The organism is Pseudomonas sp. KnCO4 (genome assembly GCF_045344305.1).
GTDB classification, from domain to species: domain Bacteria; phylum Pseudomonadota; class Gammaproteobacteria; order Pseudomonadales; family Pseudomonadaceae; genus Aquipseudomonas; species Aquipseudomonas anuradhapurensis.
On the sequence record NZ_CP174199.1, the window covers coordinates 1,736,677 to 1,750,054 of the forward strand.

Annotated in this window: 12 protein-coding genes; 8 read left to right on the forward strand and 4 right to left on the reverse strand. The window is 63.8% G+C overall.

The genetic code is table 11. From position 1 onward, the window contains the following. Positions 1-32 precede the first annotated feature (32 nt). Entirely contained in the window at positions 33-851 is an 819-nt protein-coding gene (locus ACJA3S_RS08080; protein WP_170029043.1) for a pyruvate, water dikinase regulatory protein, read from the reverse strand. A gap of 177 nt (positions 852-1,028) precedes the next feature. Here ACJA3S_RS08080 and ppsA point away from each other — a divergent pair, with 177 nt between their 5' ends. The 8 genes from ppsA to ACJA3S_RS08120 all read left to right on the forward strand — a co-directional run bounded on the left by ppsA (position 1,029) and on the right by ACJA3S_RS08120 (position 9,247). Next, positions 1,029-3,404, forward strand: coding sequence for a phosphoenolpyruvate synthase (ppsA, locus tag ACJA3S_RS08085; protein WP_406821430.1), 2,376 nt, complete (start codon positions 1,029-1,031; stop codon positions 3,402-3,404). A 101-nt stretch (positions 3,405-3,505) separates the two neighbouring features. Then, positions 3,506-4,498 carry an alpha/beta fold hydrolase gene (locus tag ACJA3S_RS08090; RefSeq protein WP_406821431.1) on the forward strand — a complete coding sequence of 331 codons (993 nt, stop codon included), beginning with the start codon at positions 3,506-3,508 and terminating at the stop codon, positions 4,496-4,498. Between the two features lie 94 nt (positions 4,499-4,592). After that, positions 4,593-5,084: a ribonuclease E activity regulator RraA gene (gene rraA, locus ACJA3S_RS08095; protein ID WP_186687468.1), complete on the forward strand. Its 492-nt coding sequence runs from the start codon at positions 4,593-4,595 to the stop codon at positions 5,082-5,084. Positions 5,085-5,111: 27 nt separating this feature from the next. Next, positions 5,112-6,107, forward strand: coding sequence for a zinc transporter ZntB (locus ACJA3S_RS08100; protein ID WP_170029047.1), 996 nt, complete (start codon positions 5,112-5,114; stop codon positions 6,105-6,107). A gap of 214 nt (positions 6,108-6,321) precedes the next feature. After that, the gene (locus tag ACJA3S_RS08105; protein ID WP_010953087.1) at positions 6,322-6,594 is read left to right on the forward strand and encodes a hypothetical protein; all 273 of its coding nucleotides are present in this window, start codon (positions 6,322-6,324) and stop codon (positions 6,592-6,594) included. A 2-nt stretch (positions 6,595-6,596) separates the two neighbouring features. Then, positions 6,597-7,421 carry a mechanosensitive ion channel family protein gene (locus tag ACJA3S_RS08110; protein WP_170029048.1) on the forward strand — a complete coding sequence of 275 codons (825 nt, stop codon included), beginning with the start codon at positions 6,597-6,599 and terminating at the stop codon, positions 7,419-7,421. Between the two features lie 113 nt (positions 7,422-7,534). Next, positions 7,535-8,101, forward strand: a complete 567-nt coding sequence (gene sigX, locus ACJA3S_RS08115; RefSeq protein ID WP_033696348.1) for an RNA polymerase sigma factor SigX — start codon at positions 7,535-7,537, stop codon at positions 8,099-8,101. 111 nt (positions 8,102-8,212) lie between these two features. Further along, positions 8,213-9,247 carry an OmpA family protein gene (locus ACJA3S_RS08120; RefSeq protein ID WP_170029049.1) on the forward strand — a complete coding sequence of 345 codons (1,035 nt, stop codon included), beginning with the start codon at positions 8,213-8,215 and terminating at the stop codon, positions 9,245-9,247. 182 nt (positions 9,248-9,429) lie between these two features. Here ACJA3S_RS08120 and cobA read toward each other — a convergent pair whose 3' ends face one another. Genes cobA through ACJA3S_RS08135 form a run of 3 tightly spaced genes read right to left on the reverse strand, consistent with a single transcriptional unit; the run spans position 9,430 to position 13,089 of the window. After that, positions 9,430-10,170 carry a uroporphyrinogen-III C-methyltransferase gene (cobA, locus tag ACJA3S_RS08125; protein ID WP_406821432.1) on the reverse strand — a complete coding sequence of 247 codons (741 nt, stop codon included), beginning with the start codon at positions 10,168-10,170 and terminating at the stop codon, positions 9,430-9,432. A gap of 27 nt (positions 10,171-10,197) precedes the next feature. Continuing rightward, entirely contained in the window at positions 10,198-11,868 is a 1,671-nt protein-coding gene (locus ACJA3S_RS08130; protein ID WP_406821433.1) for a protein kinase domain-containing protein, read from the reverse strand. Between the two features lie 9 nt (positions 11,869-11,877). Beyond that, a complete protein-coding gene (locus tag ACJA3S_RS08135; RefSeq protein ID WP_406821434.1) occupies positions 11,878-13,089 on the reverse strand; it encodes a nitrate/nitrite transporter in 1,212 nt (403 codons plus the stop codon). Positions 13,090-13,378 lie beyond the last annotated feature (289 nt).

Below are 13,378 nucleotides of genomic sequence, written 5' to 3' on the forward strand. Positions count from 1 at the left end.
CCTACAGGGACCGCGTCATGCCGGGGGCAGGCTTACTTGAACCTGCGCTCCACACCCTTCTCGACCAGGATCTTGGCCGAAATTTCTTCCACCGAAAAATGCGTGGAATTGATATGTGGAATGTTCTCCCGGCGGAACAGGCTTTCCACTTCGCGCACTTCGAACTCGCACTGGGCAAAGCTTGAATAGCGGCTGTTGGGTTTGCGCTCGTGGCGGATGGCGGTGAGGCGGTCGGGGTCGATGGTCAGGCCGAATAGCTTGTTATGGTGCTTTTTCAGCACCGCCGGCAGTTGCAGGCGCTCCATGTCGTCTTCGGTCAGTGGGTAGTTGGCCGCCCGGATGCCGAACTGCATGGCCATGTACAGGCAGGTCGGGGTCTTGCCGCAGCGCGACACGCCGACCAGGATCAGGTCGGCCTTGTCGTAGTAATGGGTGCGCGCGCCATCGTCGTTGTCGAGGGCGAAGTTGACCGCCTCGATGCGCTCCATGTAGTTGGAATTGCCGCCAATCGAGTGCGATTTACCGACGGAATACGACGAATGGGCCGTCAATTCCTGTTCGAGCGGGGACAAAAACGAAGAAAAGATGTCGATCATGAAGCCGTTCGAGGTCGCCAGGATTTCACGGATGTCCTGATTGACAATGGTGTCGAAGATGATCGGGCGGACACCGTCACGCTCGGCCGCGGCATTGATCTGCTGGACCATGCTGCGTGCCTTGTCCGGCGAATCGATGTAGGGACGAGTGAATTTATTGAAAGGAATGCTCTCGAATTGAGCGAGCAGACTCTGGCCCAGGGTTTCCGCAGTGATGCCGGTGCCGTCGGAGATGAAGAACGCGGTTCGTTTCATTTGCGATCTGGGCCTTAAGCTGATGACGTTTCTTGGATATGATAAGTTCGGTTTGCCGAATGCGGCTGTCGGCATTCTCACTTATTTTCCATGTACAGGCCACAAGCGTCCGGCCAAGTCAATGAAGGCAGGCGGGCGCCCTTGAGCTTTTCCAACACAGTTAGTGGAGAGATCACCTTGGTAGAGTACGTAGTTTCCCTCGATAAGCTCGGCGTCCATGATGTGGAGCATGTGGGGGGCAAGAACGCATCCCTGGGCGAGATGATCAGCAACCTCGCAGGTGCTGGTGTATCGGTGCCGGGCGGCTTTGCCACTACGGCGCAGGCGTACCGCGATTTTCTCGAACAGAGTGGTCTCAACGACCGTATCCATGCGGCGCTCGACGCACTGGACGTGGATGACATCAACGCCCTGACCAAGACCGGCGCGCAGATTCGCCAGTGGGTCATGGAAGCCGACTTCCCGCCGCGCCTGGATGCGGAAATCCGCAGCGCATTCGCCGCCATGGCCGCCGGCAACGACAACATGGCCGTGGCCGTGCGTTCCTCGGCCACCGCCGAGGACCTGCCGGACGCCTCGTTCGCCGGCCAGCAGGAAACCTTCCTCAACATCCGCGGCGTCGACAACGTGATCCGCGCAGCCAAGGAAGTGTTCGCCTCGCTGTTCAACGACCGCGCCATCGCCTACCGCGTGCACCAGGGCTTCGACCACAAGCTGGTCGCCCTGTCGGCCGGCGTGCAGCGCATGGTCCGCTCGGAAACCGGCACCGCCGGGGTCATGTTCACCCTCGACACCGAGTCGGGCTTCCGCGACGTGGTGTTCATCACCGGCGCCTACGGCCTCGGCGAAACCGTGGTGCAGGGTGCGGTCAACCCTGACGAATTCTATGTGCACAAGAGCACCTTGCAGGCCGGCCGCCCGGCGATCCTGCGCCGCAACCTGGGCAGCAAGGCGATCAAGATGGTCTATGGCGACGAAGCCAAGGCCGGCCGTTCGGTCAAGACCGTGGAAGTGGACCGTGCCGAACGCGCGCGCTTCTGCCTGACCGATGCCGAAGTCAGCGAGCTGGCCAAGCAGGCGATGATCATCGAGCAGCACTACCAGCGCCCGATGGACATCGAGTGGGCCAAGGACGGTGACGACGGCAAGCTGTATATCGTCCAGGCCCGCCCTGAAACGGTGAAAAGCCGCTCCAGCGCCAATGTCATGGAACGCTACCTGCTGAAGGAAAAGGGCACCGTCCTGGTCGAAGGCCGCGCCATCGGCCAGCGCATCGGCGCCGGCAAGGTCCGGGTGATCCACGACGTCTCGGAAATGGACAAGGTCCAGCCGGGCGACGTGCTGGTGTCCGACATGACCGACCCGGACTGGGAGCCGGTGATGAAGCGCGCCAGCGCCATCGTCACCAACCGTGGCGGGCGCACCTGCCACGCGGCGATCATCGCCCGTGAACTGGGCATCCCGGCCGTGGTCGGTTGCGGCAACGCCACCCAGGTGCTGAAAGACGGCCAGGGCGTGACCGTATCCTGCGCCGAAGGCGACACCGGCTACATCTTCGAGGGCGAGCTGGGCTTCGACGTCAAGCAGAACTCGGTCGATGCCATGCCCGACCTGCCGTTCAAGATCATGATGAACGTCGGCAACCCGGACCGTGCCTTCGACTTCGCCCAGCTGCCCAACGCCGGTGTCGGCCTGGCGCGCCTGGAATTCATCATCAACCGCATGATCGGCGTGCACCCCAAGGCGCTGCTGAACTACGCCGGCCTGCCTGCCGACCTGAAAGACAGCGTCGACAAGCGCATCGCCGGCTACAACGACCCGGTCGGCTTCTATGTCGAGAAGCTGGTCGAGGGCATCAGCACCCTGGCGGCAGCCTTCTACCCGAAAAAGGTCATCGTGCGCCTGTCGGACTTCAAGTCCAACGAGTACGCCAACCTGATCGGCGGCAAGCTGTACGAGCCGGAAGAAGAAAACCCGATGCTGGGCTTCCGTGGTGCCTCGCGCTACATCAGCGAGTCGTTCCGTGATTGCTTCGAGCTCGAGTGCCGTGCGCTGAAGCGCGTGCGCAACGAGATGGGCCTGACCAACGTCGAGATCATGGTGCCGTTCGTGCGCACCCTGGGCGAAGCCAGCCAGGTCGTCGACCTGCTCGCCGAAAACGGCCTGGCCCGCGGCGACAACGGCCTGCGCGTGATCATGATGTGCGAACTGCCGTCCAACGCCATCCTCGCCGAAGAATTCCTCGAGTACTTCGATGGCTTCTCGATCGGTTCCAACGACCTGACCCAGCTGACCCTGGGCCTGGATCGCGACTCGGGCATCATCGCCCACCTGTTCGACGAGCGTAACCCTGCGGTGAAGAAGCTGCTGGCCAACGCCATTGCCGCGTGCAACAAGGCTGGCAAGTACATCGGCATCTGCGGCCAGGGCCCATCGGACCACCCGGACCTGGCCAAGTGGCTGATGGAGCAGGGCATCGACAGCGTGTCGCTGAACCCGGATTCGGTACTCGAAACCTGGTTCTACCTGGCCGAGGGTCAGGGCGAGGCCTGACGCAGTAGAACGCGGGGGGACGTCTGGCGTACCCCCGCCTGGTTTTTCCAGGGCGAGTTCCAGCAATGGATCCCGCCCTTTTTTATGCACCAAGCAAAATTATGCAAAGCAGCAGCACTCTATTCCCCGTGGCCCTGCTCAGTGCCGAACGCCGCGGTGACCTCAGCGAAGACGTGTACCGGATCAAGGCCGGCAACGGCCCTGACCCCAGTGTCGAGTTGGCGGTGACCCGCCTGGGGTTGGCCGACCAGGGGCAGGTCGAGGGCGCGCCGGTCATCCTCCTGCACGGCAGTTTTTCCAACCGTCGCTTCTGGTACTCGCCCAAGGGTGTCGGCCTGGGGGCCTTTCTCGCCCGCGCCGGCTTCGATGTGTGGATCCCGGAAATGCGCGGCCACGGCCTGTCGCCGCGCAACCGCGAGTGGAAGCACAACAACGTCGCTGCCTATGCCCGTGATGACCTGCCGCTGATTGCGGCGTTCGTGCGCGAGCAGTCGGGCCAGGTACCCCACTGGGTCGGGCATTCGCTGGGTGGCACGACCCTGGTGGCCGCCCTTGGCGGTGGCTTCCTGGAGGCCGGGCAGGTGGCCAGCGTGGCCCTGTTCGGCACCCAGGTCAGCCGTGTGTACTGGCCGTTGAAGGTCCCGCCGCTGACCTGGGGCGCGAAGCTGTTGCTCAAGCGCTGGGGGCAGATCTCCGGGCCGCGTTTCAAGCGTGGGCCGGAGGACGAGCCGATTGGCCTGGCCCTGGAGAGCATGCGCTGGCATGGCCTGTTCGGGCGCTTTGGCGACAAGCACAACGACTGGTGGACCGGGCTTGCCGAAGTGGATGTGCCGCTGCTGGCAGTAGCCGGTGCGGGCGACTTCCAGGACCCGGTATGGGCCTGCCGCAAGCTGTTCGAGCAGTTGGGCGGGGAACGCAAGCAGTTTCTGCGGCTGGGCCGCGAGGAAGGCTTCGAGGCCTTCGGGCATGTCGACATGCTGGTGAGCAAGGCGGCACAGGTGCAGGTGTGGCCGTTGGTGGAGCGCTGGTTGCGTGAGCCGTTGCTGCCGGTGCATGCCTCCACGGTGGCGGTGCAGCCTGTGCCCGCTGGTTGATTCGGCTGACTGCTCGGTCCTGGATGACTGCGACGGCCTCCAGGGTGTAGCCTTGGCCGATAACCGCTTTCGTTGTGACTGACAGGAGTTTCCCATGCAGCATTACGTAACGCCCGACCTGTGTGACGCCTACCCGGACCTGGTGCAGGTGCTGGAACCGATGTTCAGCAATTTCGGTGGCCGCGATTCCTTCGGTGGCCAGATCGTCACCATCAAGTGCTTCGAGGACAACTCGCTGGTCAAGGAGCAGGTCGAGCTCGATGGCAAGGGCAAGGTCCTGGTGGTCGATGGCGGTGGCTCGCTACGCCGTGCCTTGCTTGGCGACATGCTTGCGGAAAAGGCCGCGAAGAACGGCTGGGAAGGCCTGGTGATCTATGGCTGCGTGCGTGACGTCGATGTGCTGATCCAGACTGACGTTGGCGTGCAGGCCCTGGCCAGCCACCCGATGAAGACCGACAAGCGCGGCATCGGCGACCTCAATGTGCCGGTGACCTTCGCCGGGGTGACCTTCCGCCCGGGCGAGTATGTGTATGCCGACAACAACGGCGTGCTGGTCTCGCCAAGCCCGCTGGAAATGCCGGCGTAATGCGCCAGCCGCGCTGATGGAGCTTTGATGTTCGAGGAAGACAACGCGCAGTGGGGGCTGGTCCATGCCCTGGTGCTCGATGGCAAAGGCGGCGCGCGCTCGATTGCCCGTACCGAACTGGACGACCTGCAGCTGCAACCCGAGCAGAGCCTGTGGCTGCACTGGGACCGCAGCCATCCGCAAACCCGCACCTGGCTGCTGCACGACAGTGGGCTGAGCGAGTTCGCCTGCGAGCTGCTGCTGGAAGAAAACACCCGCCCGCGCCTGCTGCCCCTGGCGCAGGAGCAGCTGTTGCTGTTCCTGCGTGGGGTCAATCTCAACCCTGGTGCCGAGCCTGAAGACATGGTCTCGGTGCGCATCTTCGCCGAGGCGCAGCGGGTCATCTCGCTGCGCCTGCGGCCATTGCGTGCCAGTGACGAGATTCTCCAGCAGCTCGAAGAGGGCCGGGGGCCGAAATCGGCCTCCGAACTGTTGCTGCTGATGGGTGAACTGCTGACGGAAAAGGTCCAGGGCCTGGTCAGCGACCTGTCCGAGCAAGTCGACCTGGAGGAAGAAAAGGTCGAATCCGACGAACGGTATACACCGGAAAACGGTTGCCTGCAGCAGATCCGCCGGCGCGCTGCCAGCCTGCGCCGTTTTCTCGCCCCGCAGCGGGAAATCTACGCCCAGCTGTCGCGCAGCAAATGGAGCTGGTTCGCCAATGCCGACGCTGATTACTGGAACGAACTGAACAACAGCCTGATCCGCTACCTCGAAGAGCTGGAGCTGGCCCGCGAACGTGCCGCGCTGGTACTGGAAAGCCAGGACCGCCGGCGCAGCGAGCGGATGAACCGGACCATGTACCGTTTCGGCATCATCACCTGCATCTTCCTGCCGATGAGCTTCATCACCGGGCTGCTGGGCATCAATGTCGGCGGCATTCCAGGGGCAGAAAACCCCTACGGCTTCCTGTTCGCCTGCATTGTGGTGCTGGGCCTGGCGGTGGGGCAGTGGTGGCTGTTCCGCCGCTTGCGGTGGGTATAGATGTTGATTGACCTGCCCGGGCCCGATCGCCAGCAAGCCAGTTCGCATAGCTATGCCACAGGTTTCCAGCCTGGTGCCATCGCTGTGCGGGCGGGCCTGCCGGCGCCAGGGCCGGCGCAGGCAGGCAGCACTCATTTTGAAACATCCGTCCCACTGCGATGTGTGACCCATCGCCCGGCCGTCTCGTCTCTGACTGACACTGCGCGAGGTGCCCATGCACGATCCGTTTGAAGAATCCCTGCGTGACCTGCTCAAGGCGTCACCCTCCGGCAATGACCGGGACGACCGGGATGACGCCGCCTGCCTGGGTCGCGTGCTGAAAACCGCCAACCGCCAGGTTGGCGCCGGTGATCTGTTCAGCCTGCTTGGCCGCTGGAGCCAGGCGTTGCTGATCGCCGTGAACAATGGCTCGGCGCATGTTGCGCCGGTGCGCCGACATTCATCCCGCAACGCTGCCAATGGCAGCAAAGCAGATAAGGCCGATTGAATATGGAACTCGATCTCTGGACCCAGAGCCTGGTCACTGCCATGACCGCCCTTTGGACCAAGGTAGCGAACTTCATCCCCAACCTGTTCGGCGCGCTGGTCGTGGTGCTGCTCGGTTTCGTGGTGGCCAAGCTGCTCGACACGTTGTTGTCCAAACTGCTGGCCAAGTTCGGCCTGGACCGCCTGATGGCTGGCACCGGGCTGACCAAGATGCTCGGCCGGGTCGGCATCCAGGTGCCGATCTCGACCCTGATCGGCAAGGTGGTGTACTGGTTCGTGCTGCTCATTTTCCTGGTCTCGGCGGCGGAGTCGCTGGGCCTGGAGCGGGTCTCGGCGACCCTCGACATGCTCGCCCTGTACCTGCCGAAGGTATTCGGCGCGGCCCTGGTGCTGCTCGCCGGCGTGCTCCTGGCCCAGGTCGCCAACGGCCTGGTGCGTGGCGCTGCCGAAGGCATTGGCCTGGAATACTCGGCAGGCCTCGGGCGTATCACCCAGGGCCTGGTGATCATCATCAGCATCTCGGTGGCGATCAGCCAGCTGGAGGTGAAAACCGACCTGCTGAACCATGTGATCGTGATCGGGCTGATTACCGTTGGTCTGGCCGTTGCGCTGGCGATGGGCCTTGGCAGCCGCGAAATTGCCGGGCAGATCCTGGCCGGCATCTACGTGCGCGAGCTGTACCAGGTCGGCCAGCAGGTGCGGATTGGCGAGGTCGAAGGGCAGATCGAGGAGATCGGTACGGTGAAGACCACGCTGCTGACCGATGATGGCGAACTGGTGTCGCTGTCCAACCGCGAGCTGCTGGAACAGCGAGTCAATAGCCGCTAACCGCACAAAAGCTGTTAATGTATGCCGCCGCGAAAATCGACCCACGGGGTCACGCGGCGACATTGACCTGACTGTCGGCCAGATCCGTTTTGAATAAAGTTCATTCGCCGCCCATGCGCTATGACCCCCGCGAGCTCACCGACGAAGAGTTGGTGGCGCGTTCGCATGAGGAGCTGTACCACGTTACCCGCGCCTATGAGGAGCTCATGCGGCGCTATCAACGGACCCTGTTCAACGTCTGTGCACGTTATCTGGGGAACGACCGTGACGCGGACGATGTCTGTCAGGAGGTCATGCTGAAAGTGCTCTACGGGTTGAAGAACTTCGAGGGCAAGTCCAAGTTCAAGACCTGGCTCTACAGCATCACCTACAACGAATGCATTACCCAGTACCGCAAGGAGCGCCGCAAGCGGCGCTTGATGGACGCCTTGAGCCTGGACCCGGTGGAAGAGGCGTCCGAAGAAAAGGCGCCGAAGCCGGAAGAAAAAGGCGGGCTGGACAAGTGGCTGGTGCATGTGAACCCGATTGACCGGGAAATTCTGGTGCTACGATTTGTCGCAGAGCTGGAATTTCAGGAAATTGCCGACATCATGCACATGGGCCTGAGCGCGACGAAAATGCGCTACAAGCGCGCGCTAGACAAGCTTCGGGAGAAATTTGCCGGCCTTGATGAAACTTAGGGGCGTGCAAATATCTCTAACGAACCGGCGAGTTCTGCTAGACTTGCCGTCGAGTTGTCCCCCTTGTTTGTGGTGGGACTGCTTAACTATCACCAGATGGGGATTTAACGGATGAAATTGAAAAACACCTTGGGCTTGGCCATTGGTTCGCTTGTAGCCGCCACTTCGATTGGCGCTATGGCGCAAGGCCAAGGCGCCGTCGAAACTGAAGTCTTCTACAAGAAAGAGTTCTTCGACAGCCAGCGCGACTTCAAGAACGACGGCAACCTGTTCGGCGGTTCGATCGGTTACTTCCTGACCGACGACGTTGAGCTGCGTCTGGGCTACGACGAAGTTCACAACGCTCGTGGCGAAGACGGCAAGAACATCAAGGGCTCGAACACCGCCCTGGACGCCGTTTACCACTTCAACAACCCGTACGACGCTATCCGTCCGTACGTTTCCGCTGGTTTCTCGCACCAGTCGCTGGGCCAGACCGGCCGTGGCGGTCGTGACCACTCCACCTTCGCCAACGTTGGCGCTGGCGCCAAGTGGTACATCACCGACATGTTCTACGCCCGTGCTGGCGTTGAAGCTCAGTACAACATCGACCAGGGCGACACCGAGTGGGCCCCGAGCGTTGGCGTTGGCCTGAACTTCGGCGGTAGCCCGAAGCAAGCTGAAGCTGCTCCGGCTCCTGTTGCTGAAGTCTGCTCCGACTCCGACAACGACGGCGTTTGCGACAACGTTGACAAGTGCCCGGACACCCCGGCCAACGTTACCGTTGACGCTGATGGCTGCCCGGCTGTTGCCGAAGTCGTTCGCGTTGAGCTGGACGTCAAGTTCGACTTCGACAAGTCGGTCGTCAAGCCAAACAGCTACGGCGACATCAAGAACCTGGCTGACTTCATGAAGCAGTACCCACAGACCACCACCACCGTGGAAGGTCACACTGACTCCGTCGGCCCAGACGCTTACAACCAGAAGCTGTCCGAGCGTCGTGCCAACGCTGTCAAGCAGGTCCTGACCCAGCAGTACGGCGTAGAAGCTAGCCGTGTTGACTCGGTAGGCTACGGCGAAACCCGTCCGGTTGCCGACAACGCCACCGAAGAAGGCCGCGCTATCAACCGTCGCGTTGAAGCTCAGGTAGAAGCCCAGGCCAAGTAATTGGTTTGAAGCTTCACGAAAAACCCGGCCTCGGCCGGGTTTTTCTTTGCCAGGAATTTGTGTCACTTGTGACGGCCTCTTCGCGGGTAAACCCGCTCCCACAGGTACTGCACCGATTTCATTACAGGTGCAGTACCTGTGGGAGCGGGTTTACCCGCGAAGGGGCCAGATGAGGCACCCTATCATCCAGCAATTGCCACAAGGTCCCGAGCCACCTGCTCTCCAACCACCTCCCCAATCACCACTATCGCCGGGCTACGCAAGCCAAACCCGCGCGCATCCTCGACCATACCCCGCACATCGCTCCTGCACTCCCGCTGCTGCGGCAACGAGGCATTTTCGATCATCGCCACCGGCGTCGCCGCTGCCATGCCCCCTTCAAGCAACCCTTGGCGCACCTGCTCCAGCCTGGCCACGCCCATGTACACCACCAGCGTGGTTCCGCCCTGGGCCAAGGCCGCCCAGTTCAGTTCGCTGTCGTCCTGGGTATGCGCCGTGACCAACGTCACGCCCCGGCTCACACCCCGTGAGGTCAGGGAAATGCCACACTGCGTGGCGCCTGCCAGGCCGGCGGTGATGCCGTTGACCACTTCCACTTCGATGCCATGCCCCTGCAGCCACAGCGCCTCTTCGCCACCACGGCCAAAAATGCACGGGTCGCCCCCTTTCAGGCGTACCACGCAACGCCCTTGCCGGGCATGGCGCAACATCAGGCGCTGGATGAACGCCTGCGGCGTGGAGCGGCAGCCACCGCGCTTGCCCACGGCAATCACCCGGGCCTGGGGGCAATGCTCCAGCACTGCCGGGTTGACCAGATCGTCGATCATCACCACGGCGGCCTGCTGCAGTGCGCGCACGGCCTTGAGGGTGAGCAACTCAGGGTCGCCAGGGCCGGCACCGACCAGCCAGACTTTCGCATTCATCAGCATTTCCTCATTGGCATCGAGCATTCAGCCCTTGAGCAGGGTGAGCAGCAAGATCAGGTTGAACAGCAAGGACAACAGGGCCAGGGTGCGCCACACCTTCAGTGGCTCGCGCTCCAGCAGTGGGCGTGGCCGGTCGGGCAGTTCCTGGCGGTCGCCGCGCTCGAGCAGCAGCAACCAGTGTTCGGCGGTTTCGAAACGTTGCGCCGGGTCGGCCGCCACCGCCTGCTGCAGGTTGTGCTGCAGCCATTCCGGCAGGTCGGGGCGATAACGCGCGGCGCTGACCGGCTGGCCGAAGCGCGGGCGCTGGAACACCTCGATTTCGCCGTACGGGTAATGCCCGGTCAGCAGGTGGTACAGCGTAACGCCTACGGCATACAGGTCCTGACGCGGGCTCGGCGGTTGGCCATCGAACGCTTCCGGGGCAATGTACGAGGGCGTACCCGGCAGCTCGTGCGGCGCGTCTTCGGACAGCCCCGGGCAGTAGGCCAGGCCGAAGTCCAGCAGGCGCAGTTGGCCGTCGCTGCCCAGGTGCAGGTTCTCCGGCTTGATGTCGCGGTGCAGCAGGTTGCGCCGGTGCAGTACGCCGACCGCCTGCAGCAGTTGCCGGGCCAGTTCCAGCCACTGCGACAGGGGCAGTGGGCCGTGCTCGGCGAGCAGCGCCGCCAGGCTCTGGCCGGGGTATTCGCGCATCACGTAGTACAGGTACTGACGTTGGCTGGCCGGGTGCAGCTCGGGGAAGTGGCGGCCGGCGACCCGGCGCAGGAACCACTCCTCCAGCAGCAGGCCTTGCGCCGCGCCGGGCGCCTGCTCGCGCGCGGCGGGCAGGGTCTTGAGCAGCCAGGGCTGGCCGTGGCCATCGCGTACCCGGTACAGCAGCGACTGGCGGCTGTGGGCGAGCAGCTTCTCGGCCTGCCAGCCATCGATTGCCTGGCCCTCGCGCAGCGGGCCAGGTAGCGGCCATTGCTGCAGTTGGGCCAGGGTGTCGCCGAGGTTGGCCGTGCCCAGCTGCTCGACCTGCACCAGCAAGGCACTGGCGTTGTCCTGGCTGCCGTTGAGGTGCGCGCTGGCAACCAGGGTATCGACGGCCAGTTGCAGGTCGGGTTGTTCGCGCAACACCGCCTGGATGTGCTGGTCGCCCAGGCTGGCCCAGACCCCGTCGCTGAGCAGCAGGAAGCATTCACCGACCTGCAGCTCGCCTTCCAGGTAATCCACCAGCAGGTGCTGGTCCAGGCCCAGCGCACGCTTGAGCACATGTTGCATGCCGGGCTGGTCCCACACGTGGTCTTCGCTCAGGCACTGCAGGCGCCCGGCGTGCCAGCGGTACACCCGGCAATCGCCGACGTGGGCCAGGGTAAAGCGCCGGCCACGCAGTACCAGCGCGCTGAGGGTGGTCAGCAACGGCTGGCCGCTGCCTTGGGCACGCAGCCAGCGATTCTGCGCCAGCAGCAGGCGGTCGAGGGCCTGGGCCACGCTCCAGGTCGCGGGGGTGGCGTAGTAGTCCAGGGCCAGCGCCTGCAGGCTGGCGCGTGCCGCCAGGCCACCATCAGCGCATTGGCTGACACCGTCGGCGAGGGCGAACAGGTAGCCCTTGCTGGCGGCCAGCTCCGGCGCCGGGGTGACCAGGCGCAGGGCGTCCTGGTTTTCCTCGCGCGGCCCGGTGGCGCTGGCCTGGGCAAAACTCAGTTGCAGGCTCATCGGCGTGCCTCAGACCCGCGCCGCAGTAACGGCTGCCGAGCCCCAGGTGGTGCGCCAGCGCTGTTTGACGCCATGCAGGCCGAACCAGGCCAGCAGGCCCAGGCTGGCGAACAGCCACAAGCCCAGTTGGTAGTCACCGGTGTGCTGCTTGATGGTGCCGAGGCCGGCCGCCAGCAGGAAGCCTCCGATGCCGCCGGCCATGCCGATCAGCCCGGTCATCACGCCGATCTCCTGGCGGAAGCGTTGCGGCACCAGCTGGAACACTGCGCCATTGCCGGCACCAAGGCCCAGCATGGCACTGACGAACAGCGCCAGGGCAGCGGCCGCGCTGGGCAGGTTGAAGCCGACCGCCGCGATGCAGATGGCCGCCACGCTGTACATGCCCAGCAGGGTGCGGATGCCGCCGAAGCGGTCGGCAAGCGCGCCGCCGAGCGGGCGCATCAGGCTGCCGGCGAATACGCAGGCGGCGGTGTAGTAGCCGGCGCTGACCGGGCTCAGGCGGTACTGGTCGCTGAAGTAGCCGGGCAGGGCGCTGGCCAGGCCGATGAAGCCACCGAAGGTGACACTGTAGAAGAACATGAACCACCAGCTGTCGCGGTCGCCCAAGGCCTTGAGGTAGTCGGCCATGGCTTTCGGCTTGGGCCGCTGCGGGGCATTGCGTGCCAGCAGGGCGAACACCAGCAGCGTCAGTGCCAGCGGTATCAGCGCGAAGCCGAACACGTTGTTCCAGCCAAAGCCTGCGGCCAGCGCCGGTGCCAACAGGGCGGCGAACACCGTGCCGGAGTTGCCGGCCCCGGCGATACCCATGGCCTTGCCCTGATGCTGCGGTGGGTACCACTGCGAGGCCAGCGGCAGCGACACGGCGAAAGAGGCCCCGGCAAAGCCGAGGAACACGCCCAGCAGCAGCGCCTGTTCATAGCTGCGCACGCCCAGGTACCAGGCTGCCGCAAGCGCGACGATGACCACCACCTGGCCGATCAACCCGGCGGTTTTCGGCGACAGGCGGTCGACCAGCACGCCCATGGCGAAGCGCAGGATCGCCCCGGCCAGGATCGGTGTGGCCACCATCAGGCCCCGTTGTTGTGCGCTCAGTTGCAGGTCGGCGGCAATTTGCACCGCCAGCGGGCCGAGCAGGTACCAGACCATGAAGCTGAGGTCGAAGTACAGGAACGCGGCGAACAAGGTGGGCACATGCCCGGATTTCCAGAAGCTGGTACTCATCGAACACCTCACTTGGCAATGCAGCGGAACGAAAAAGACGCCGCTTCCCGCTCCACGGCTGTGGAGGGGAGAGCGACGTCTTTGTCGGGATCAAGTGGGCAACCGCCGTTGGTTACCGGTGCAATTCGTTCAGCAAGAGATGGGCCAACTTTGCCAAGCGACCGGGTATCTGTAGGCGCGGCCTTGCGTCGCGATGGGCTGCGCAGCAGCCCCGAATTTCAGCCCGCAGCACAGATTGCCGGGGTTGCTGCGCAGCCCATCGCGACGCAAGGCCGCGCCTACAGGGGGC

Excerpts from the sequence above, each read along its gene's own strand:
- ACJA3S_RS08080 (WP_170029043.1), bottom strand. The coding sequence starts at position 851 with ATGAAACGAACCGCGTTCTTCATCTCCGACGGCACCGGCATCACTGCG.
- ACJA3S_RS08090 (WP_406821431.1), top strand. The coding sequence starts at position 3,506 with ATGCAAAGCAGCAGCACTCTATTCCCCGTGGCCCTGCTCAGTGCCGAA.
- rraA (WP_186687468.1), top strand. The coding sequence starts at position 4,593 with ATGCAGCATTACGTAACGCCCGACCTGTGTGACGCCTACCCGGACCTG.
- ACJA3S_RS08100 (WP_170029047.1), top strand. The coding sequence starts at position 5,112 with ATGTTCGAGGAAGACAACGCGCAGTGGGGGCTGGTCCATGCCCTGGTG.
- ACJA3S_RS08105 (WP_010953087.1), top strand. The coding sequence starts at position 6,322 with ATGCACGATCCGTTTGAAGAATCCCTGCGTGACCTGCTCAAGGCGTCA.
- ACJA3S_RS08110 (WP_170029048.1), top strand. The coding sequence starts at position 6,597 with ATGGAACTCGATCTCTGGACCCAGAGCCTGGTCACTGCCATGACCGCC.
- sigX (WP_033696348.1), top strand. The coding sequence starts at position 7,535 with ATGCGCTATGACCCCCGCGAGCTCACCGACGAAGAGTTGGTGGCGCGT.
- ACJA3S_RS08120 (WP_170029049.1), top strand. The coding sequence starts at position 8,213 with ATGAAATTGAAAAACACCTTGGGCTTGGCCATTGGTTCGCTTGTAGCC.
- cobA (WP_406821432.1), bottom strand. The coding sequence starts at position 10,170 with ATGAATGCGAAAGTCTGGCTGGTCGGTGCCGGCCCTGGCGACCCTGAG.
- ACJA3S_RS08130 (WP_406821433.1), bottom strand. The coding sequence starts at position 11,868 with ATGAGCCTGCAACTGAGTTTTGCCCAGGCCAGCGCCACCGGGCCGCGC.
- ACJA3S_RS08135 (WP_406821434.1), bottom strand. The coding sequence starts at position 13,089 with ATGAGTACCAGCTTCTGGAAATCCGGGCATGTGCCCACCTTGTTCGCC.